The 22,863-nt window shown below is 40.5% G+C and carries 21 protein-coding genes; all 21 read left to right on the top strand.

Going from position 1 to position 22,863, the window contains the following annotated elements; genetic code table 11:
* Nucleotide 1 precedes the first annotated feature (1 nt).
* The 21 genes from F9Y84_RS03610 to F9Y84_RS03510 are packed head-to-tail and all read left to right on the top strand — an operon-like array spanning nucleotide 2 to nucleotide 22,863.
* Nucleotides 2–2,086 (top strand): motility associated factor glycosyltransferase family protein, encoded by a 2,085-nt coding sequence (locus tag F9Y84_RS03610; RefSeq protein ID WP_167508258.1) that lies wholly within the window; start codon nucleotides 2–4, stop codon nucleotides 2,084–2,086.
* Between the two features lie 51 nt (nucleotides 2,087–2,137).
* Nucleotides 2,138–3,091 carry a thiamine pyrophosphate-dependent dehydrogenase E1 component subunit alpha gene (locus F9Y84_RS03605; RefSeq protein WP_147389947.1) on the top strand — a complete coding sequence of 318 codons (954 nt, stop codon included), beginning with the start codon at nucleotides 2,138–2,140 and terminating at the stop codon, nucleotides 3,089–3,091.
* Entirely contained in the window at nucleotides 3,075–4,139 is a 1,065-nt protein-coding gene (locus F9Y84_RS03600) for an alpha-ketoacid dehydrogenase subunit beta (RefSeq protein ID WP_147389948.1), read from the top strand. Before F9Y84_RS03605 ends, F9Y84_RS03600 begins: the two co-directional genes overlap by 17 nt.
* Nucleotides 4,139–5,317, top strand: a complete 1,179-nt coding sequence (locus tag F9Y84_RS03595; protein WP_147389949.1) for a DegT/DnrJ/EryC1/StrS family aminotransferase — start codon at nucleotides 4,139–4,141, stop codon at nucleotides 5,315–5,317. The genes F9Y84_RS03600 and F9Y84_RS03595 overlap by 1 nt, the downstream gene beginning before the upstream one ends.
* Nucleotides 5,317–6,255, top strand: coding sequence for an NAD-dependent epimerase/dehydratase family protein (locus F9Y84_RS03590; RefSeq protein WP_147389950.1), 939 nt, complete (start codon nucleotides 5,317–5,319; stop codon nucleotides 6,253–6,255). The genes F9Y84_RS03595 and F9Y84_RS03590 overlap by 1 nt, the downstream gene beginning before the upstream one ends.
* Nucleotides 6,248–7,186 carry a GDP-L-fucose synthase family protein gene (locus F9Y84_RS03585; protein ID WP_147389951.1) on the top strand — a complete coding sequence of 313 codons (939 nt, stop codon included), beginning with the start codon at nucleotides 6,248–6,250 and terminating at the stop codon, nucleotides 7,184–7,186. The genes F9Y84_RS03590 and F9Y84_RS03585 overlap by 8 nt, the downstream gene beginning before the upstream one ends.
* The gene (locus F9Y84_RS03580; RefSeq protein WP_147389952.1) at nucleotides 7,180–8,493 is read left to right on the top strand and encodes a glycosyltransferase family 4 protein; all 1,314 of its coding nucleotides are present in this window, start codon (nucleotides 7,180–7,182) and stop codon (nucleotides 8,491–8,493) included. The genes F9Y84_RS03585 and F9Y84_RS03580 overlap by 7 nt, the downstream gene beginning before the upstream one ends.
* An 8-nt stretch (nucleotides 8,494–8,501) precedes the next feature.
* Nucleotides 8,502–9,968 (top strand): glycosyltransferase family 2 protein, encoded by a 1,467-nt coding sequence (locus F9Y84_RS03575; RefSeq protein ID WP_167508259.1) that lies wholly within the window; start codon nucleotides 8,502–8,504, stop codon nucleotides 9,966–9,968.
* Nucleotides 9,965–11,701 (top strand): methyltransferase domain-containing protein, encoded by a 1,737-nt coding sequence (locus tag F9Y84_RS03570; RefSeq protein WP_147389954.1) that lies wholly within the window; start codon nucleotides 9,965–9,967, stop codon nucleotides 11,699–11,701. Before F9Y84_RS03575 ends, F9Y84_RS03570 begins: the two co-directional genes overlap by 4 nt.
* A gap of 19 nt (nucleotides 11,702–11,720) precedes the next feature.
* Nucleotides 11,721–13,223 carry a B12-binding domain-containing radical SAM protein gene (locus F9Y84_RS03565; RefSeq protein WP_167508260.1) on the top strand — a complete coding sequence of 501 codons (1,503 nt, stop codon included), beginning with the start codon at nucleotides 11,721–11,723 and terminating at the stop codon, nucleotides 13,221–13,223.
* A 1-nt stretch (nucleotide 13,224) separates the two neighbouring features.
* Nucleotides 13,225–13,938, top strand: coding sequence for a sugar phosphate nucleotidyltransferase (locus tag F9Y84_RS03560; RefSeq protein ID WP_167508261.1), 714 nt, complete (start codon nucleotides 13,225–13,227; stop codon nucleotides 13,936–13,938).
* Entirely contained in the window at nucleotides 13,935–14,927 is a 993-nt protein-coding gene (locus tag F9Y84_RS03555; protein WP_147389957.1) for a GHMP family kinase ATP-binding protein, read from the top strand. Before F9Y84_RS03560 ends, F9Y84_RS03555 begins: the two co-directional genes overlap by 4 nt.
* A 53-nt stretch (nucleotides 14,928–14,980) precedes the next feature.
* Nucleotides 14,981–16,054, top strand: a complete 1,074-nt coding sequence (locus F9Y84_RS22500) for a glycosyltransferase (protein ID WP_147389958.1) — start codon at nucleotides 14,981–14,983, stop codon at nucleotides 16,052–16,054.
* Nucleotides 16,055–16,068: 14 nt separating this feature from the next.
* Nucleotides 16,069–17,154, top strand: a complete 1,086-nt coding sequence (pseI, locus tag F9Y84_RS03545) for a pseudaminic acid synthase (protein WP_147389959.1) — start codon at nucleotides 16,069–16,071, stop codon at nucleotides 17,152–17,154.
* Complete coding sequence (locus F9Y84_RS03540; protein WP_147389960.1) at nucleotides 17,151–17,891, top strand: cytidylyltransferase domain-containing protein; 741 nt, start codon at nucleotides 17,151–17,153, stop codon at nucleotides 17,889–17,891. Before pseI ends, F9Y84_RS03540 begins: the two co-directional genes overlap by 4 nt.
* 2 nt (nucleotides 17,892–17,893) lie before the next feature.
* Nucleotides 17,894–18,439, top strand: a complete 546-nt coding sequence (locus tag F9Y84_RS03535) for a GNAT family N-acetyltransferase (RefSeq protein WP_147389961.1) — start codon at nucleotides 17,894–17,896, stop codon at nucleotides 18,437–18,439.
* Nucleotides 18,439–18,669: an acyl carrier protein gene (locus tag F9Y84_RS03530; protein WP_125252031.1), complete on the top strand. Its 231-nt coding sequence runs from the start codon at nucleotides 18,439–18,441 to the stop codon at nucleotides 18,667–18,669. Before F9Y84_RS03535 ends, F9Y84_RS03530 begins: the two co-directional genes overlap by 1 nt.
* Nucleotides 18,669–19,424, top strand: a complete 756-nt coding sequence (locus tag F9Y84_RS03525; RefSeq protein ID WP_167508262.1) for an SDR family NAD(P)-dependent oxidoreductase — start codon at nucleotides 18,669–18,671, stop codon at nucleotides 19,422–19,424. The genes F9Y84_RS03530 and F9Y84_RS03525 overlap by 1 nt, the downstream gene beginning before the upstream one ends.
* Nucleotides 19,421–20,734 (top strand): AMP-binding protein, encoded by a 1,314-nt coding sequence (locus tag F9Y84_RS03520; RefSeq protein ID WP_147389963.1) that lies wholly within the window; start codon nucleotides 19,421–19,423, stop codon nucleotides 20,732–20,734. Before F9Y84_RS03525 ends, F9Y84_RS03520 begins: the two co-directional genes overlap by 4 nt.
* Nucleotides 20,721–21,758 carry a LuxE/PaaK family acyltransferase gene (locus tag F9Y84_RS03515; protein WP_147389964.1) on the top strand — a complete coding sequence of 346 codons (1,038 nt, stop codon included), beginning with the start codon at nucleotides 20,721–20,723 and terminating at the stop codon, nucleotides 21,756–21,758. The genes F9Y84_RS03520 and F9Y84_RS03515 overlap by 14 nt, the downstream gene beginning before the upstream one ends.
* Nucleotides 21,742–22,863 (top strand): acyl-CoA reductase, encoded by a 1,122-nt coding sequence (locus tag F9Y84_RS03510; RefSeq protein WP_167508263.1) that lies wholly within the window; start codon nucleotides 21,742–21,744, stop codon nucleotides 22,861–22,863. Before F9Y84_RS03515 ends, F9Y84_RS03510 begins: the two co-directional genes overlap by 17 nt.

The raw sequence follows: 22,863 nt of genomic DNA, 5'->3' as shown, positions 1-22,863 counted from the left end.
TATGACAAAAAAAAAATCCCTAGAAAACCAAATTCAAGAGTTGTCCCAAGCTGCCGAAACGTCTTTGGCTGTGTCACAAAGGGAGGCTGAGTTTGCTCCAAAAGCAAATCGACGTTTCACTAAAAACTTAGAGTGTTTCGCAAAGTATTACCCATCAATTGCAGATGCTATTTCCACTTATAGCGTTGAGCCTGATTTTTGCTTGCACGTTGAAGAGGATGGCTACGCCAATATAGATTTACCTCAAGGCAACGCCCGATTTTATTCAAGTACTCCATACCAGCAAATTACAACGCAAGTTAAACGTGCCGTCAATAATCCGTCATTCACACTTACAGAATATACTACGAGTAATAATGACAGTCGAGATCAGCGGATCCACGTTCGTTATATGAGAGAATTGGCTGTTTACCTTCGCGGTGTTAAAGAAGCTGGTGAAGCTGAGGCTCTTAAGGTGTTACCTTCGGAGTTTCCCACAGCGATGATTTTCGGTGTTGGCCTCGGGTACCATATTCCAATGCTTTTTGAACACACTAACTTTAGCTACTCTTTCATCATAGAGCCAGACTTCAAGTTATTCTTTGCCAGCTTATTCTGTATTGATTGGTCAACAATAATCGAAGATGTGGACGAAAAAGGGGGGTGTCTATTCTTTTATATTGGATGCCAACCAGATGAATTATTGGGTGAGTTGAAAAAGACTTCAGAAGATATAGGCGCTTTTTCAATAGTGAGAAGCTTCTGTTACCAACATTATCCCTTGCCACAAATAAATGAAAGTATCGCAAACTTCTTTAAAGATTATTTTCAGTTTCAATTTGGGCACGGTTTTTACAACGACGCGGTGACGGGTCTTTCTCATTCCTATCTGAATGTAACAAAAGGCGTGCCTTTCTACGATGCTAAAAATGCGCCTGTTGAGGCGCTTAAAGATATTCCAGTATTGGTAATAGGAAATGGCCCATCACTTGATGAAGCACAGGATTTTATCAAGCGAAATCAACATCGGGCAATTATTTTCGCATGCGGTACCGCACTTCCTTCTCTAATAAAAATGGGTGTCACACCAGATTTCCATATCTTAGTTGAAAGGCCTTATAGAAATTATCAGGCTGTATTAGATATGGCTCCTAAGGAAGTTTATAAAAAAATTAATCTACTTGGAGTGAATACTGTGTACCCTGATACGGTGGATTTATACGACTGGGTCGGTTTTTCGTTAAAAGGGAATGAAGCTGGCACAGATTTTATAAATGTTCAATTAGCCATGAAAGGCCATGGTGGACTCTCTACTACAGCGTACTCAAATCCTTTAGTTGCAAATACAGGCTTATCATTTGCTTTACATTTTGGATTTAAGAATATTTATCTGTGTGGCGTGGATAATGGACGTTTACAAGCTGGCGAGACGCATTCTAAGTACAGCGTTTATAGTAATTCTAACAATATAACCAAGTTCAAATATCAACCTTTAGGTTATGATGGTAGCACTTTGCCTGGCAATTTAGGTGGAGTTGTAGAAACAAACGAAACTTACAGGATGTCCCATCGGCAGCTAGAAGACTTGGTAGCATTAAAGCCGGCAAATATTTTTAATATTGGACATGGTGCTTTTATTAAAGGTGCAATACCAACTCCCTACGAGGATCTAATAGATCTAGAAGACGGCCTTGATAAAGCTTCTATTATCAGCCTTATTAAAGATCAGTTTGAAAATGTGGGTTTAGAAGATCTCAATTTCGATACTTTAGGTAAAGATCTGATTATTGAAGCACTTGAGCACATAGCCTTGATAGCGCAAGAAAAAATTGCAACAGTGACTGAAGCTGCTGATAATTTGAAAAGGCAGGAGCGTTATTTATACGCCTTTAGGAATACGCGTTTTAGCCATATTTTCCATATTATTAAGGGATCATTGCTCTATTACCACTGTCCAATGTTAACAAGTCTTTATAAATACGAAAGTGAGCAAGAAAACTTAAAAATATATAGAAAATTAAACAGCTTATGGTTAGATTACCTTTCAGAGATGGGCCAACACTTTATCGAGAAAGGCTTAGATAAGTGTGACTGGGAGCTCTACTGATAAGGGCTAGCGGGTCAAGTAAAAACTAATAAATTAAATGGATAATACAGCATGAATGAATCTTTATCATTGAATGCTCGTCTGTATGAGCAAGTTGCGCTTATTCGACGTACAGAAGAAGTGATCGCTGAAATATATCCTAGCGACAAAATTAAAAGCCCAGTACATTTGGCGATAGGCCAAGAATATATTTGCGCTGCAGTTATAGAACACCTAAAGGCGTCAGATTATGCCTGCGGTACTTATCGGGGGCACGGAGTATACTTGGCAAAAGGCGGTAGTCTCAATTCAATGATGGCTGAGCTGTATGGTAAGTCAACAGGGTGTGCAAAAGGTAGAGCGGGTTCTATGCACCTAGTTGAGTCTCAACATGGTGTGATTGGTATGTCTGCTGTGGTAGGTACGGGAATACCTGTTGCAGTGGGTTATGCTTTAGCTATCAAGCAGAAAAAAACAACTGACGTTGTTGTTGTTTTTATGGGAGATGGCGCAACAGAAGAAGGTTGCTTTAGCGAAAGTATTAATTTTGCTGCACTTCATAAATTACCAATCTTATTTGTATGTGAAAATAACCAACTAGCAATTCATGAGCCAATAGATAAAAGATGGGCAACTCCCCATATAACTCAACGAGTAAGCACATACGGAATACCGACCAAACAGTTTTCCAAACCTGATATCTTTGCGATACATGAATACGTTGGAGAGCAGATCAAGCAAATGCGGCAGGGAGCAGGTCCGTGTTTCATAGAGTGCTTTACTCATCGCTGGAGCGAACATGTTGGGCCTAACGAAGACTATGATCAAGGCTACCGATCATTAGAAGCGGCAGAACCATGGCGGAAAAATGATGTTTTGATAACGCTCGGTGAAACTTTAGCCCCAGCGCTGCGCGACAGTATTGACACAAAGATAGAAACCAAAATTCAAGAAGCAGTTAATTTTGCCGAGCAAAGCCCATTTCCTGATCCAAAGGAGTTGTACGATTATGTCTACGCCAAATAGCACTCGCTTATTAAAGTATTATGAGGCGCTTAATGAAGGTGCCGCGCAAGCAATGTCTGAAGACCACCGTGTATTTATGATGGGCCTTGATGTAGACGATCACAAAGGAATTCAGGGGTCAACTCTAGGCTTAGTCGAAAAGTTTGGAGCAGAGCGAGTATTCACAACTCCTTTATCGGAAGATGCGATGACGGGGGTTGCAATCGGAGCTGCAATGGCTGGACAACGGCCAATTCACGTGCACATTCGTATGGACTTTATGATGTTGTGCATGAACCAACTAGTTAATATAGCGGCAAAAAGTCACTATATGTACGGTGGAACAGTCCAAGTTCCTTTGGTAGTTAGAACCATGATCGGTAAATCTTGGGGGCAAGGAGCTCAGCACTCACAGGGCTTGCATGCAATGTTTGCACATGTTCCGGGGCTAAAGGTTGTGGCTCCTTCAAATGCTCATGATGCAAAAGGGCTAACTATACAGGCTGTGAGAGATAACAACCCTGTTATTATAATGGAGCATAGACTCCTTTACAGTACAGAATCTTATGTGCCAGAGAAGCCTTATGTTGTCGAATTCGGCCAATCAAGAGTAGTAGAAGAGGGATCCGATATCACCATTGTCGCTATCTCCAATATGGTTGTTGAGGCCATTCGCGCAGCGGAGCTACTTTCAGCTCAAGGCATAAGTGTGGAAATTATTGACCCTGTTACAATCTCACCGTTAGATTCTGCAACCATAGAAAAGTCAGTCGATAAGACTGGCAAACTCCTTATTGTTGATAACGGTTGGCTTAATTGCGGGATTTCTGCGGAAATTTCGGCTAGGGTTGCCGAGAGTGAGATAATCACAAGAAGAGTGCAAGTTAAGCGCCTTGGGTTCGCGGCAACGACGTGCCCTACTACGCCTACATTAGAAAACGCTTTTTATCCATCCCCTAAATCAATCGCCATGGCGGCGATGAATTTGTGTAATCCACAAAGTAGTTGGGAACCCAATGATGCTCAATGTGAGCTGGCATATCAAAAGCAATTTAAAGGACCATTTTAATGTCATATAGTTTAGCAGCGCCTAGCTGGGGAGAAGAAGAGCTAGAAGCCTTGCAAAAAGTAATCGACTCAGGTTTTTTTACTATGGGGCCGATTGTTTCCGAGTTTGAAAATCAATTCGCTGCATATCACAACAAAAAACATGCAATTATGGTGAACTCCGGATCATCTGCAAACTTAGTTGCAGTTGCCTCTTTATTCTTTAAAAAGGAAAGACCTTTGAAAAGAGGGGATGAAGTCCTAGTTCCAGCTTTGAGCTGGGCTACAACCTACCACCCGCTTCAGCAGTATGGCTTAAAAGTGCGGTTTATCGATATAGAATTAGAAACGTTGAATATGGATCCAAATATCTTGCGTGGGGCGATTACTGAAAATACACGTATGATCTTAGGGGTCAGTATTCTGGGCAACCCGGCTGCGCTTGATGTAATGCGGGAAATCGCGGACGAGAATGACTTATATTTTATGGAAGATAATTGCGAATCCATGGATGCTGAGTTGAACGGGAAAAAAGCAGGTACGTTTGGAGATGTTAATACCTTTAGCTTCTTCTTCTCTCATCATATCTCTACAATGGAAGGAGGAATGATTTTAACTGATGATGACGAACTAAATGAAATTTGTCGTTGCTTGAGAGCTCATGGCTGGACACGAGATCTACCTAACAACTCTCAACTGTTTGAGAAAAAAGAAGATGACCTTTTCGAAGCCTACCGTTTCATTTTGCCGGGTTACAACGTAAGGCCGACAGAACTAAATGCAGCTGCAGGTATCGAACAGTTGAAAAAGTTGCCAGACTTTACCATTGCAAGAAGAAAAAACTTAGCAATCTTCACCTCTTTATTTGAAAATGATAAACGATTTATTATCCAAAAGGAAAATGGAGTAAGTTCCTGCTTTTGTTTTACGATAATTTTAAATCCAGAAATGAAGTTCGACCGAGCTGCTATTTTTGATGCGCTTTCTGAAGCTGGGATCGGCTTTAGAATTATAACTGGTGGAAACTTCTTACGCCATGATGTAATAAAGTACTACGATTATACTGAAGCTACGCCAGTTATTAATGCTAATATCGCTCATGATTATGGCTTTTTCGTTGGTAACCATCCATTTGATCTGAGCGCTGAGTTGAAAAAGTTGTATCAGGTACTAGATAGTGTTGCAAAGGAGGTAAACTAATGTCTTTAAATATTTTAGTGACCGGTGGTGCAGGCTATTTGGGTTCAATTATGGTTCCCGAGTTACTTAAAAAAGGTCACAAAGTAACAGTGCTAGACAATTTTATGTTTGGTCAAGATTCTCTCAATGCAGTGTGTGTAGATCCTAATTTTTCGGTTATCCGTGGAGACTGCCGAGATTTAAATTTAATCTCTCGTTTGGTAAGTAAACATGATGTGATTATCCCTTTAGCGGCTCTAGTCGGAGCGCCGTTGTGTGCGCGTGATGAAATTGGCACTATCACAACAAACAGAGATTCAGTTATTTCGCTTACCAAGCTACTCAGCAAAGAACAAATGATGCTCATGCCGATCACAAATAGTGGCTATGGCATAGGGGAGTCGGGAACGTTATGCACTGAAGAAAGTCCACTTAACCCGATTAGTTTATACGGCAAGACCAAAGTTGAAGCTGAAGAAGCTGTATTAGCACGTGAATCATCAATCAGTTTTAGGCTCGCAACTGTTTTTGGTTTTGCACCGAGAATGCGCCTTGATTTATTAGTTAATGACTTTGTATATCGTGCTGTAAAAGACAAGGCGGTGGTGCTGTTTGAATCTCATTTTAAACGTAATTATATCCATATTAGAGACGTGACTAGAGCATTCCTTCACGGACTAGAAAACTTCGAAACAATGAAAGGCGAGGCCTACAACGTAGGTCTTTCAAACGCCAATCTATCGAAGTTGGAGCTATGTCATGAAATACAAAAACAGTTGCCAAAATTCACATTTTTGGAGGCTCCCATAGGTGAAGATCCGGATAAAAGAGACTATATCGTTTCGAACGATAAAATTGAAGCGACGGGCTTTTTACCGAAGTACTCATTAGAACTCGGAATTGCTGAGCTAGTTAAGGGGTACAATATGATTACAAATACAAAATATAGTAATGTCTAAAATTTTCAACTTAAATAATAAGAAGATATTTGTTGCTGGTCATAAAGGGCTCGTTGGAAAAGCGCTCGTAAGAGCGCTTTCTGCGTTAGATGTGGAAATTATCACTGCAAATAAAGATGAACTTGATCTTCGCAACCAGTCTGATGTGAATGACTTTATCGCTGAGACCAGACCAAACGCAGTTATTTGTGCAGCAGCTAAAGTTGGTGGTATTGAAGCCAATCGCACTCAACCTGTTGAGTTTTTATATGATAACTTGATGATTGCAACAAACTTAATTCGCTCCAGCGCGGAGCTTGGCGTGTGCCGACTGCTTAACCTTGCGTCTAACTGTTATTACCCTAGATTAGCTGAGCAGCCAATTAAAGAAGGATGCTTGCTTACGGGAGTGCTGGAACCAACTAATGAAGCATATGCGATCGCGAAAATCGCAACCTCTAAATTAGCTCAATATTATGCAATTCAGTATAATCTGAACTATTTCACACTGGTTCCAACAAGTCTTTATGGACCGGGAGATCATTTTAACGATGAACGAGGCCATGTTATTCCCGCCTTGATCAATCGTTTTCATAGCGCCAAACAACAGAATAAAGAGTCTGTAACACTTTGGGGAACGGGGGCGCCAACTAGGGAGTTTCTTTATGTTGATGATGCTGCTAAAGGGATGCTCCACTTCCTAGAGTATTATCATGGTGTTGAACCTGTCAACCTTTGTGGTGGAAGAATACTTTCCATAAAAGAATTAGGCAGCATTGTTGCAAAAACGGTGGGGTATCAAGGTGAGCTCTTGTGGGACTCAACAAAACCTGACGGCATGCCTCATAAAGCGCTAGACGATACTCTGTGCTCTAAACTCGGCTGGGAACCAGAGACTGAATTTGATAAAGGGTTGGAATTAACTTATCAGGACTATCTTAAGCAATGTTGATTCAACCAAAAACCTTTTTTGCAATTCATATGTTCGAATCAAAGCCATATGAAGACTCAGCCGGCAAGTTAGAAGTTAGAGAGCCCATGGTTCAGTCTGGCCTGCTAGGTGAACACGAAACCTATTCTTTTGGTTGGCAAGAGCAAGATAGTGTCGAACTTGTGCAGCAGTCCGTGACTGATTGCTTTAATGTCATTGGTAGCAGCGCTGTTGTTATCTATGGTGCCGGTGCTCACACGACCCAATATTGGGATTGTATCAGTAGATTAAATGTTGTAGCTATTGCTGATAAAAATGAAGGGCTTTGGGGTGAGAAATTGAATGGCTTGCCCATTATATCACCACAAGAAATTGGCACATACAGTTCAAATGTGGTTATTTCTAGTAGAGCTTATGAAGATAATATATATACCGAGTTATCCCAACTATATCCAATGGCGGAGCTTTTTAAGCTTTACGGTTCCGAGTTCATGGCTACTGCATTAGAAAACTGGTGCACAGAATTGAAATCTCGCGTTTTGGCATTTAAGCCTGATCTATTAATACATACCCCTACTCATGTAAAAGAAAACATACCCAAGTCGTTTTTCATTAACTTAAAAAGGCATCTACCTAATTTGAAAATTCTCACTATCTGGTGGGACTATGATGAAGAGAATGAAGAGTCGGGATATTTGGAATATGAAAGAGATGTATTAGAGTATGCAGATCTAGTAATAGAGAATTCTAATGCCAGTCGTTTAGAAAAAATGTATCAAGGGTTAGCTCCCTATGAAAAGCATAGCAATCCTGAGCGGGTAATTTTTCATCCAACATGGTTTGACCCATCATTATTTTATGACTGTGGTAGAGAGCCTAAAGAAATCAAAATAGCTCTGTTTGGTAGTATTGTTGGTGAGAGGGCATATTGGGTCGATATACTAAAAGCTCATTTTGGATCTGATTTCCATCATTTTGGAGGTGTATCAGGAGAGCATCGAAATCCACTTCCAATTCGTGAGTATGCCAAGCTGTTGAGGAGTACTAAAATCGTAGTCAATACCCAAACGTATGGTTTCCGGTCTCAGTGTAAAGGTAAGGTGAGAGAGGCTCTACAGTGTGGAGCTATTTTACTTGAGCAAGATAATTATGAAACAAGAGTATTTAACAAGAGCTATAATTATCAAAATATCTTTTATTTTTCCTCGGAAGAAACTCTCATTGGTGAGATAACTAAGCTTCTATCAAGTGATTTAACTGTTCAAAGAGTAAGTGCCAAAAATATTTGTTACATTTGGACGAAATTAATTTTTCAACTATTAAAGTAGGTGTGGTGGTGGAAGAGTATAAGGCGGGAGATATTACGGTTGTTATTCCAACTATAGGAAAGGACAAGAAGAGGTTACTAATGCTATTGAAGCATTTAAGGGCTACTTCTAAAGATATTAAAATACATATTGTCTGGGATGGAAATGCTTCTCCATCTTATGACTTTATTTTCAAAGTGAAATCTGAGTTCAACTGCATGGTTATAACTCATGAGTCAAATAAAGGGTTGTCTGCGGCTAGGAATACAGGATTAGATAATATTTGTACTAAAATTGGGATGTTTATAGACGATGATATTTTTCCTGATCCAAACTGGTGTCAAAGAGTTATTTCATTTCACAATGAATATAAAAGCGAGATGTCAGCATTGGTGGGTAAAGTAACTTGGGAAGGAACGAATTTCAAAAACCGCCTTACCGAGTGGTATGAGGAATTTGGAGCTTGGAGTATATTTAATGGTTCAAAAAATTTAACTAAATTGTCTAATTTTTGCGGTGGCTTTACTTCTTTCAAAACTTCATTTTTTAAGTGCTTAAAGTTCAACGAAGAGTTTACCAAATATGGCTGTGAAGATATTGAGTTTGGCGTTCGATTTTTCCCGATGGGTGGAGTCCTATATCTTGACAGTCATTTAGTTGGTAGACATTTCAAAAATTTAAGTCTTGAAGGTTACATTGAAGAGCATATTGCAGCAGGCTATTCGAAAGGTTTACTAGCTCACCTCCATCCAGATGACTTTTTTGATTTAGAGTTTCATCAACAAGCTTGTGATAAAAAAGACCAAGGTAGTTATATCCATTATTTGAAGAATCTAGCTAAATATATCTATGATAAAGAGGATAATTTATTTTCTACTGAATTTTCTGAATTTATGAGTTTGTTGACTAAGGCATGTCTTCAAAGCGGTTACCATAATTTTTTTGAAGAAAATATATTTTCTGTTAAAAATAGTTGGGTTGTAAGTTGTGGTGTAGGTGAAGAGGATTTGTATATACCACATTTTATTAATGCTAAATTTAATGAAATTGTAAGGGGCGGGGACATTCAGGTTCTTAAGGAAATGCAAAATAAAATGCCTTACTTTCTTAAGCCTTTTGAGGCTGAATTAGCAATAGATGAGAACTCGGATGCTATAAATAAATATTTCGCGATTAATCCAGAGAAAGCTATAGGTATTGACGAAGAGAGGGAGATAGATTCTTTAAATTCTAGAGAACTGTATAAAGTCCTACTCTCACCAGCTCTCGAATTCTCAGAAAAAGAGAAGATTGTAAGTAAAATTATTCAGGTGGATCCATCATTTGTAAGTGCCTATATTTGGCTATTAAGTAACAAGCCACTAGAAGGTGTTATGAGAGAAATATTATTTTCAGTAAGTACTTATTTTGCTGAAAGAAGGCCCCAAGATGAGAAGAAAAAGCATTTAGCCAACATACACTCACTGTTAGTTCAATATAGAGAGCAGGAAATTTGAAAATCTTACTAGTACCAATAGAGTTTACCACATGGGAACAGGCTAGAGCTTGGTCATACACCGGTTCGTATGCTTTTAGCGATGGCTTAACTGAGAATAATATTGAGCATACTTTTGCTCCGATTTTTATAGATAAATCAGGAAAAGTAAACACTATATGCCTAGATTACATACGTGAAAATACAAGCGAAAAATTTGATCAAGTATGGGTATGGTGTATACATGGCGCGTTACCTAGTCATTATTGGGAGTGGTTTTCCAGTGTTGCTAATATCTCAGTGGGCATATTGATGGAGTCATTGATATTTGAAGAAGATGAGCTTCTAGAGTTTCCTAACTTGCGAAATAGACGTGCTTTAGCGTTAGAGCAGCTAAAAAATTTTGACAAAGCTTTTGTTTGTAGTGAAGCCGATGCAAATGTGATCAGGAGTGAGATTGGAATAGATGCGACGTGGTATCCACCTATGATGCCAGAGAAATATATTGACTTTAGAGATCCGCCGGAGACTGAGTATGCGGTTTTTGTCGGCAGTAATTATGGCAAGCGGAGAAAGTTTTTAAGCCACTCTCAGCTTCGTAAGAAATTAAAGAGGCCGCATCTACCTGAGAGGGATACTGAATTGCCTTATTTATTTGATAAACTTATAGATAGTTTCCCCGACAGCTTAGATTCTGATCTGGCTCTCGATAACTTTTTGACAAATTTGAGAGCAATACGTGGAGCTTTGTTCGAGCTTCATCTAGAGGGACTGAGGATGGGATGCGCGAATGTTAATTTGCCATCTATTCTTAAAGCATTTGCAGGTAGAGTAATTGAGTCGATGGGAGCATCTGTACCTGTGATAACATGGATCCCACCTGGAAAAGAGCAAAAATCACTCTTTACTATCAATGAAGATATATTAGCATTTTCCTCAATTGATGGGTGCCTAGAAGCTATTAACCAGGTAAACAGCGATAAGTTCTGTCGAGAAAATATTACGATAACGGCTCGCAACAAAGTACTGACCCGACATACAAGTAGGATCAGAATCAAGCAGCTTTTAAATTGGATAGAGAATGGAAAAGCTATCGATTATAGTCAGGATCTGACATATCGCCCTTCGGTTGAAGAATCTTTATACTACAAAGAGCTTTTCACTAAAAACCCTTCTTGGAACCGTTTTACGCCTAATACAGATGAGTCATGTAGGTGGAAGGTCATCGATAAATATCTTTCTAGAATTCATACAGGAAGTACTGGTGAGAGCCTTATTGCAGATGTTGGCTGCGGAAGGGGTTGGCTATCAAGCCTGATGGTTAAATATGGAAAAGTTACTGCGGTAGATCCTATCGGTGATGTGATTGATTTTGCAAAATCTTCTTTTGAACATATAAACTTCGTAACAGGCAGTTCTGACTTGCTTGAATTCCTCGGTTTGAAAGATGGTTTTGATGTGGTCGTGTCGTCGGAAGTTATTGAACATATACCACCTGAGCAAAAGTTATCATTTGTAAAATCCTTGGTGCAAATATGTAAGCCAGGTGGGTTTTTAATAATATCAACACCGAGAAAAGATATATTAGCTGATTGGATTGAAGAGTATGGTGTACCCAACCAACCTACAGAAGATTGGTTATATGAAAGAGACCTGATAGATCTCTTTACAAGCTCTGATTGTACAGTTGTTAGCTTAGAAAGAGCTTTTTTAATGGACATATATCAAATACATCTATTTAGAAAGAACCTTTAGTTAAAAAAGTGTGACAAAAATGAATGATTTAGTTGTCGTTAATCCCGGTGGTAGGGACATAATTTATCAGTCTTTAGGCAATGAACTCACAGCAATTGAGCCACCTTTATGGACTCGGCTTATTTCTGGTTATTTGATTGATCGACAAGTACCTGTAAATATCTTAGACACCGAAGCCGAAGGGTTAGGCGCCAAAAATTCGGCATTGAGGATAAAAGAGCTTTCCCCATTACTTGTGGTCGTCGTGGCATTTGGACATCAACCTTCAGCATCAACTCAGGTTATGACGGGCGCTTCTGAGCTTATAGATGAGCTGAAACAGCTTGATCCGAATATAAAAACGCTACTGGTTGGTGGCCATGTGTCGGCACTGCCTCAGGATACTTTAGAGAAAACTAGAGTTGACTTCGTATGTCAGGGGGAGGGAACGATCACTAGCTTTCAGTTATGGCGGGCATTAACTGAAAATTTACCGCTAGATGAAGTGAAGGGGCTTGTATATAAGGACGATAAGGGAGTGTTTGTATACGGACCAAAAGCTGAAATATCGGATGACTTAGACAAAGATTTACACGGAGAAGTGTGGCATCTTCTACCGATGAATAAGTATAGGGCGCACAATTGGCAATGCTTCGGTGAACTAGAATCGAGGCAGCCATATGCTTCGATTTACACGACCTTGGGGTGCCCCTACAAGTGTGTATTTTGCTGTATCAATGCGCCATTTGATACTAATAAGTATCGTACACGAAGCCCCCGCGCTGTTGTCAATGAGATAAAACATCTTTACGAGATATATGGAGTGAAAACCTTCAAAATCATTGATGAGATGTTTGTACTTAAAAAGAATCACTACATACCTATCTGCGAGATGCTTGCGGAGCTACCTTTTGCGAGCGAACTTAATATTTGGGCTTATGCGCGGGTTGATACTGTAAAAGAAAATACCTTACCTTTGTTAAGAAAGGCAGGTATCAGGTGGCTAGCTTTAGGTATCGAATCTGGAAGTGAAGTCGTAAGAGATGGTGCCAAAAAATCATTTTCTCAAGATGATATAAGAACGATAGTCAAACAAATTCAAGATGCAGATATTAACGTAATGGGCAATTTTATTTTTGGATTGCCTGATGATGACATGAAGGCTATGCAACAAACCTTAGATTTAGCTATTGAGCTAAGGTGTGAGTTTATAAATTTTTATTCGGCGATGGCATATCCTGGTTCTAAACTTTATGTGGATGCTAATAGCTTGGGGTGGGAGTTGCCAAAAACCTGGTCCGGATATTCCCAGCACAGCTATGATTGCCAGCCTCTTCCAACGAATCATGTTTCAGCAGCTGATGTGTTAGCTTTTAGGGATAAAGCATTTCATCGGTATTTTGAAAACGTCGAGTATTTAAATTTTGTAGAGAAAAAGTTCGGTTTTTCGACCCGGCAGCATATAGAGGAGATGGCTCAAACCCGATTACGCAGAAAAATAGTCGAGCGAGAGACAAACAAAATTGGAGTTCAGTATCTGTAGCGTGAATACATTACCAACATTAGTCGTTTTAGCTGGGGGTAAAGGCACAAGGCTAAAAAGTGTTGTGAATGACCGACCTAAAGTTTTGGCGAAAATCAATGGAGTACCCTTTATTCAACACTTATTGACTTGGTGTCAAAAGCAGGGAATTACTCGTATTCACTTTTGCCTAGGGTATAGAGCCGAGCAGGTTATTCGGTGGCTCAGAGAGGAAAATAAGTCACAGATAGCTGTATCTTGGCAGGTAGAAAAGGAAGCGAGAGGAACGGGTGGCGCGATTTGTGACGCTATATCTTATTTAGAGAGCAAACATGAGTGCACCGAGATATTAGTGTGTAATGGTGATACTTTTGTCGAGTTTGAGGTCGAGCAATTTGTAAGTACCAGCCAAGTCTGTGGAGGAGGGATATTAACTACAACTGTAGACAACGCGTCTAGATTTGGTGCGATAAAAAAGTCACAAGGACTGCTGACTTCCTTTGTTGAAAAGGAAGAGAAACAAGAGGAGGGTGAGATTAATGCTGGGTGGTACTACTTAGGAAAGTCACATTTAGATACTTTACGAGTTAGAGCTATTTTTTCGTTTGAAAGGGAATACCTAATGGATCTCAGTAGGCCGCCGATACAGTGTATAAATAAAGGTAGTAATTTTCTGGATTTTGGCACTCCAGAAAGTTATCTGCATGCTCAATTTATATTCCAGGAGCTATTATGATAATTACAAGAACTCCCTTCCGAGTATCTCTTTTTGGCGGAGGTACGGACTATCCTGCTTGGTATTTAGAAAATGGTGGGGCTGTAGTTGGCACAACCATTGATAAATATTGCTATCTCAGTGTTAGAACTTTGCCTCCATTTTTTGAGCATAAACATAGGATCGTTTATTCAAAAATAGAAAACGTATGTGATCCATCAGAGATACAACATCCTGCTGTTCGTGCAGTGATGCAGCAGCACCCAACAAACCATGGTATTGAAGTACATCACTTTAGCGATTTGCCTGCGCGCTCTGGTCTTGGCTCTAGTTCTGCATTTACGGTGGGACTTATCAACGCTTTGCGCGCGTTAGAAGGAAAGATTACTTCAGCTACCCAACTTGGTCTAGAAGCTATCCGTATCGAACAAGAAGTCATTGGAGAAAAAGTTGGTTCACAAGATCAAGTTTGGGCCGCTCATGGTGGTACTAATAGCATCGAATTTAATCAAAATGGTCGAATAGATATATCTAAATTGATTATGAGGCCAGGTAATCACGCATTACTTAATGATCATATTCTACTATTTTTTACAGGTTTTACTCGAATTGCAGAAACTATTGCGGTGAAAAAAATCGAGAATGTAAAAAAGAAATTTTCGCAATTGACAACCTTACATCAGATGGCTCTGGAAGCGAAAAGCATATTGCAATCAAAAGACCCCGAGTTCAATAATTTAGGGGTAATGCTTGATGATGCTTGGCAATTAAAGCGTGAGCTAGCTGCTGGCGTTTCTAATTCTGAAATAGACGATATCTACAATGCTGGCAAAACTGCAGGAGCGTTAGGAGGGAAACTGTTAGGTGCTGGAGGGGGAGGGTTTATGATGTTTTTTGCTCCACCACATACTCACCAGAGAATAAAATCGGCGTTGTCTGACCTAATACATGTTAATTGTAATATCGGCAGTGAAGGCAGTAAAGTAGTAAGCTATGAGCATTATGAATAGGCCGCTAATCAAAAGTTTTCTCAAAGGCTGCTCGGTAGATAGGTTGTTTTACTGTGCTAGATAAAAAACCACTCGCTAATTCTTATTGTGTATATATTTATGCAAATGCTAATGAGTTAATAGGCTTTGGTCATGTCATGCGACAAATAACCCTAGCTATTGAACTCAAAAAGCTAGGAGTCTCAATCACTTTTATTTTTTCATCAATGGCGGACATGCTGCTTGAACGGTTAGGAAAGTTAGGATTTGAGTGTCAAGAAGTCGCTCCAATGAGTGTGCTGAATATACCTTCTAGAGGTTCACTGCTGATTATCGATGATTACGATGTCTCAAGCCTGAAACTTTCAAAGGAGTGTCCATGCATATACCCGATTATTTGTATGGACGATAATGTTGAGCAAATAGATTATCTATTTGACGCTGTCATCGCCCCGAGTGATGTTCTAAAACCTATACTTATGGCTAAACAAGTGTTTCAAGGTATTGAATTCCGCTTCATTCGAGATGAAATAAAAACGGCGAAAACGTCGTCCAAATGTAGTAATAGAGTGGAAGGTGTATCGGTTACTATAATGCTAGGAGCGACAGACGTTCAGGGTTTACAGCTAAAAGTGATTAATGTTATCAGCACTGATAGACGTATAGCTAGAGTCAATGTAGTGTCTACGCTTCGACTGAGTAAAGATATAGAAGAAGTGATTACTGCGAATCAACATATTGAAATACGGTACTATCAATCGCCAAAAAAACTAGGAAACATTATGTCTAATAGTGATATAGCTATTTGCGGAGCTGGCGGCACTCTATACGAGTTTTTATATCTAGGTATCCCTACAATAGCTGTTACGGTCGCTGATAATCAACTGCAGGCTCATAGCTCTGAGTTAAACTCTAAAGCCTATTTTTGTGTCGATGCGTCGAAAGATATTATGGCAGCAGTTGCTCTGATAAAACGGCAGTTAGACAAACTGATCACAAGCCCGTTTCGAAGAGAACTTATGGCTAAGTATGCAGCAAAGAGTGTCACGGGTGAAGGGGCGAAGTTGATCGCAAAGGAAGTTGTTAGGTTACTCGAAGAAAAGAGAGTAAAAATTGATAAGCATTACGATTTAAGAGAAAAGAGTTAAGGAACAAAGCAGAAATGCAGCAGCGGTTAACAACAAAAACAACTCAGTTTAAACAAGATTTTAAGATTGAAGGTAACATAGTAGGTAAAGGCCATTCTCCATACATCATCGCAGAGCTTTCTGGAAACCATGGTGGCAGCCTTGACCATGCTCTCAAGCTGATTGATGTAGCAGCGCGAACGGGTGTAAGTGCACTTAAAATTCAAACATATAAACCTGATACGATTACTTTGAATCATAACGGCCCTGAGTTTGTAGTAAAAGAAAAGCTTTGGCAGGGAAGGACGTTATATGATTTGTATGAGGAAGCCCACACACCATGGGAGTGGCACGCGGCTTTATTTAAGCAAGCGAAAATAAACAATATAACTTTGTTTTCTTCACCTTTTGATAATACAGCAGTCGATTTACTGGAAGATCTTAATTGTCCAGCATATAAAATTGCGTCTTTTGAACTCACCGATATTGGCTTAATAAAGTACGCCGCGAGCACAAAAAAACCAATTATTATGTCCACTGGTATGGCGACCTTTGATGAAATCCAAGAAGCCGTTGCAGCAGCTGCTGATGCCGGAGGTACAGAGCTTGTCGTTTTACATTGCATTAGTGGTTATCCAACTCCAATTGCTGATTGTAATTTAACCACACTTACTGATCTGCAACGAAAGCTTGGTGTGCCTGTTGGACTCAGTGATCACAGTCTTGATGATACTGCTGCAATAGCCGCTACGGCTTTAGGAGCATGTGTGATTGAGAAGCACTTTAAGCTCAAAGGAGATGATTCCAGTGTCGATTCGGCTTTCTCTTTGGATGAAGAGCAATTCAGTCGACTCGTTACAAGGGTGAAAGATACTCACGCGAGTTTAGGTGAGGTCAATTACCGTCTAACTGACAGTGAGCAGGATAATGCACCATTTAGACGCTCTTTGTACGTTGCTAAAGCGATCAAACGAGGCGAGATTTTCACCGCTGAACACGTACGTTCGGTGCGCCCAGGTAAAGGGTTGCATCCAAGACACTTAAATGAAGTAATTGGGCAAGTGGCTGCGCAAGACGTTGAATTTGGCACACCTTTAGCTTGGGAGCATGTAGTGCAATGAGTGTGTATATATTTTCCCAAGCTCGATTTGATTCCACGCGTCTTCCGGGGAAAGTATTAAAAGCAATAAATGGCCGCAGCTTGCTCGATTATCATATTGAGCGAGTAGCTCAGGTAAAACAAGCTCATCAGCATGTTATTGTCACCAGCATTGAAAAAAATGATGACTGTATTGTCACACACTTGTCCGATAAAGACGTCATCGTTCGACGAGGCAGCAAGCACAATGTTTTAGAGCGCTTTGTTCAAGCTGCTCAAGCACTTGCATTAACTGAAAGTGATTATATCGTTAGGTTAACAGGTGACTGCCCACTTGTTGATCCAACCTTGATTGATGCGCTTATTCAATTTCATTTAGAGTCAGGGACTGATTATTCAAATATTGATGTAAATACCATTCCCAGAGGTTTTGATGCTGAAATCTTTAACTTTAAAGGGCTTCTCCAGGTATTTAACGACGCTAAAGAGGCGTATCAACAGGAGCATGTTACACCTTATTTTTATCAACATCCGACATTATTTCAATGTGCTAGCCTTTCTTTTTCACCACCGCGCTCTGCCCATTTGCGCCTTTGCGTTGATGAGTTGGAAGATTTCCAACTCGTTGAAAGGGTGATAACGCATTTTGGTAACGATATAGATTTTGTATCTGCAAATGAGATTATTGACTTTTTGAATATGACTCCCGCTGTTGCAAGTATTAATGCTTGTGTGGGGCAAAAAAAGTTAGGGGAATAAGTATGATAGCAACTAAGCTTCACGGCTACGCTATTGAGCTACATCAGCTCACCCATGATGATATGGAGCAAGTTTTCAGTTGGCGTAATCAGCCAGACGTCCGAGCAAATATGCTAGATGACAAGCCTATCGCCATTGCACAACATCAAGCTTGGTTTTCAGCGATGCTTAAAAGTGATAGGGAAGCACATTATAAAATCATCGTAAAGGAAAAAGAGATCGGGGTCGTTAATATACGTGCAAATACCGCGCTGAGTGATGCCAGTGAAGCAGAAATTGGAATTTACATCGCAGACAATGACTATAAGGGAAACTTAGTCGCTTTCTCTCCGTCTTTACTTTTAATAGATTATGCCTTTGAAGAGCTTGGAATTAACGCATTAGGATCCGTAGTTAAAGCAGAAAATCGAGAGGCGCTAAGGTATAATGAGGTGCTTGGCTACACCTTGGCACCAACTGACAGCCAAGGTTTAATTAAGATAAGATTAACGCCTGACGCATACATCACAGCAACCAAGCGGATTAAAACATTTTTGAGTAGAAGTTAATGAACGAAAAATTACGAAATATTTTTGCTAGTGTTTTGGATATTCCATTAGAAGAAGTTACCGACGAGCTTGCTTATGGACAGCATGATAAATGGGACTCTATGAGTCATATGATGTTGATTGCGGATATAGAATCAAATTTTGATATAATGATCGACACTGACGATATTATTGATATGAGTTCATTTGCAAAAGCGCAAGAAATTGTTGCTAAATACGAGAGTGAATAGTGACGAACTCGGTTAATCATATCGTTGTCATCACCGGAGCCTCTTCTGGAATTGGGCTCGCTGTAGCCAAAAAAGCGGCTTTGAATGAACAATGTGTTGTCATCATGGTAGCTAAAAATGAAGAAAAGCTGGTTGCAGCAAAGAGTCAACTCGTTGCAGCAGGGTATTTGAATGTTGAACACTTCACTGCAGATATAACCATAAATGAACAGGTTACCCAACTTTTTAAATTTATCCAAAAAATAAAGCTACCTGTTTATGGGTTTGTGCACTGTGCAGGCACCATGTACGAATCCCCGTTGCTGATGACTCGCGATCATTTGGTTGATGAGCAGTACCATCAACATGTGAAGAGTGCGATTATGCTTGCTCAAGGCATAAGCAAGATAATGGCTCGAAATAAGTCCGGCAGCATCGTTTTCATTAGCTCAGTCGTCGCGCAGCAAGGCAGCCGTGGTCAAAGCGTTTACGCGGCGATGAAATCTGCATTACATGGCTTAACTGCGAGCTTGGCCGCAGAGCTTGGTACTATGAACATTCGTGTAAACGCCGTTGCGCCTGGTGTAATTGACACCGCACTGGTTGCGCATATTCCTGATGAGAAAAAACAGCAGTTAATAAAAAATACAGCATTGGGGCGTATTGGTCAGCCAGAAGAGGTTGCTGATGTGATTAACTTTTTATTTGCAGAAGAAAGTCGCTTCATTACTGGGCAAGTCATCCATGTTGATGGGGGGTTAAAGCTGGGCTTATGAGTAAGTTTTGGGCGCTTGGAAAAGCGAGTAATAGCTTGATTGTAGATGGCGAGCGCACGTTGAACTATTCACAGTTAGATACTGAAGTACAATCTGCGCTCAGCAACTTGCCAAAAAAGAAACAGTTAATTGCCATCGTTGCGCACAATTCCTTACCCTTTGTCATACACTACTTGGCTGCACTTCGAGGTGGGCATACGGTGCTGCTGCTAGACAAAAGTAAGGGAAAGGAGCAGCATCAGGTAATGCTCACGCAGTTTCATGCGAACTATTTAATTGATGGTGATTTAGTGTCTCACCTTGACCCCGATACGGTTACTCTCGCACCTGAAATTGCACTCTTACTGGGTACTAGCGGCACCACCGGTCGAGAAAAAGTAGTTAAGCTAACCTTTGAAAACCTTACCTCAAACTGCGCTGCAATAACGCAGGTTTTGCCTATATCCAAAACTGACTGTGCTATGGCTTCTTTGCCATTCTCGTACAGCTTTGGGCTCTCAATTTTACATAGTCATTTGCTTGTAGGGGCAGGAATCATTCTTGGCCAAGAAAGTTTGATGTCAAAGTCATTTTGGCAGCAGTTTACCCAGCATAATGTTAACAGCTTTTACGGGGTGCCATTTAGCTTTGAGATACTTTTTCGATTGGGGTTGCAAAGGCAACCACTGCATCAATTGAAATATATGGCTCAAGCAGGTGGACGCTTGAGTGGAGAGTTATGGGAAGCTTTAAAAGAGTTTTGTGGTTCCCAGAAGCTGCCTTTCTACGCCATGTATGGCCAAACAGAGGCCACCGCAAGGATGGCTATCATGCAGCCTGACGATTTTTTAGCTGCACCAGCTGGCGCAATTGGTAAGGCTTTACCTTTCTGCAAACTTTACATCGCCAGTGGTGAGAAAGAAGGAGAGTTATGTTTTGAAGGGGCAAATATATTCGCCGGTTATGCCTCATCTTTAGAGGATTTACGAGAGTGTGAAGACAGCACGATATTAAAAACGGGTGATGTGGCACACCAGCTAGATAACGGTATGTTGCAAATCGTTGGCCGGATAAAAAGAATCGCGAAGCTTGAAGGTAGAAGAATAAACCTTGATGATTTAGAGCGTCAGCTCAATCAGCAATTTAACTCGAGCTGTGTCATAACGAGCGATGATAAACAACTGCGAGTTTTCATCTGTGGTTCTGAACTTGGCGTTGAAAAGCAAATTGCCGAAATAGCACAATGTCACCATCGAAATGTAAAAGTTTTTAACATTGAGACCATCCCTAGACTAAGTAACGGCAAAGTGAATTACAATGCACTTATCTGACGAAGAATTGCTTGAGTTACCAGTATACGACCTCTGTCAAAATGAGAAATGGGAGTTGTTAACACCATTGCTCGATGAGCTGCATCATTTTCATAAGGTGCACTGTGAAAAATATAGCGCAACTCAGCAACTAGGAGGGACACCTCTTGCTGTTCGTGCCTTCAAAAACCAGCTCCTAAGTAGCATTGACGCTGATAAGATTCACCGCATACTCAAATCATCGGGAACGACAGGTACGCAATCTCAAATAGTCTTGGATAGCGATACTGCCCGTTTACAGTCAAAGGTACTCTCAAAAATAATGCAGCATTGGCTTGGGCCGAAAAGATTACCGCTGTTAATTCTTGATTCCAGAAAGGCGCTTGATGTTCACTCAGGTATGTCTGCCAGAGCCGCAGGTATACAGGGTATGTCTTTTTTTGGGAGAGATTATCACTTTGCACTTGATGAAAATATGGATCTGGACCTCGCGGTAATAATGAGCTTTGCTGATAAATACGCAGGTAAACCGGTTTTTATGTATGGTTTTACGTTCATAATATGGCAAAGAATAGTGCAACAACTAAGGCAGTTGGGAAAGCAGGTGGCGTTTTCCGACGCATTTCTATTGCATGGTGGCGGGTGGAAAAAAATATCTGAGCAAGCAGTTGATAAAAAAACGTTTAAACAGGAGTTGAGCGCTTGCTTTGGCAATGTCACAGTACATGATTATTACGGTATGGTAGAGCAAACAGGAACCATTTATGTTGAGTGTGAGCATGGTATGTTACATGCCCCCGTTTGGTCAGATATCAATGTAGTAGACCCTGTGACACTGCGGCCTTTGCCAGCGCATACCGTAGGTGTGGTGCAACTGCAATCCGTTATTGCTAGAAGTTACCCAGGGCACAATCTGCTTACTGAGGATTTAGCAATTATTCATGGTATTGATGATTGCGTATGTGGACGTAAAGGAAAGTATTTCACTATTCAAGGCCGAGTAGCGCAAGCTGAAGTTAGGGGGTGTAGTGATACTTTTAAATGAACAAGTACAGACACTCGTCGGTGAATTGGAGCAAGAGCCATCAAATTTATTTGCCTTCGAGCAGTCACTTATTGACACTGTTGCAGAGTTTTCCGACTTTATACTTAAGCACCGCCCCAGTGCTGAAATTGTCGCGCTGGCATTTTGGTGTAGGCGCAGTAATATCAAAAATCTCGCAATCCACTATGGTGAGCAGCTAAGGTTACGGCAGAGCAGAGTTTTCCACATTACCCCAGCTAATGTCGATACGGTCTTTCTCTATACGGTGCTCTTAAGTTTTCTTGTCGGAAACATAAACATTGTGAGATTAAGTAGCCGAAGAGGAGCAATCTCTGATGAGCTAGTCGGTTTGATACAGTGCTTTGTCAATACTGACAAGGGGGCCTTGCTGGGGAGTCGCTGTTTATTTATTGCTTATCCGGCTTCGCAGTTTCAGGTAACCGCTACTTTATCAAAATGGTGTGACAAGCGGGTGATTTGGGGTGGAGATGATGCCATATTACAGATAAACCAAGTGGCGCCAGTTGCCAATGAACTTGCATTCCCTGACAGGTTTTCTATATCTGTGTTAAGGCTGAGTTCAGAACAAGATGCAAAACTTGCAGCCAAACAATTTTTTACTGACTATCAGAGCTTCAATCAACAGGCCTGCTCCTCACCGAAGGCAATTTATTGGCTATGTACAAAACCAGCGATTCAAGACTGTTTTTGGGGCGCCTTGGCGAAGTGCGCAGATGATCATCCGCAGTTTGAGCTAAATCATCAGTTAAATAGGCACATAAATACACAGATGCTTCTTATGGCGGATTTATCATTAAAGCCAATTCGTTCAATATCACATCCAAGTTATCTAATGCTTGAGTTTGAGCAACTTAACAGCCTTTCGATACTTAATGCACACGAGGGCAATGGACTTATCTTGAGTGCTAATATTGACAGCCTTGCTCAGCTACCAGAGCATGAAAAACTTCAAACTGTAGGCTACTTTGGTATTTCTAAAGATATGGTTAAGGACATTCATGCACTTCGTAAAACACCACTTGGTAGTGCTCTGCAATTTAATCATATTTGGGATGGGGTCGATTTAGTTAAGCGTTTAAACTAG

Origin of the sequence: Pseudoalteromonas peptidolytica (assembly GCF_012641745.1) — a bacterium.
Classification (GTDB): Bacteria; Pseudomonadota; Gammaproteobacteria; order Enterobacterales; family Alteromonadaceae; genus Pseudoalteromonas; species Pseudoalteromonas peptidolytica.
Note: the sequence above shows the minus strand (reverse complement) of the source record. Positions and strands in the feature narration are given on the sequence as shown.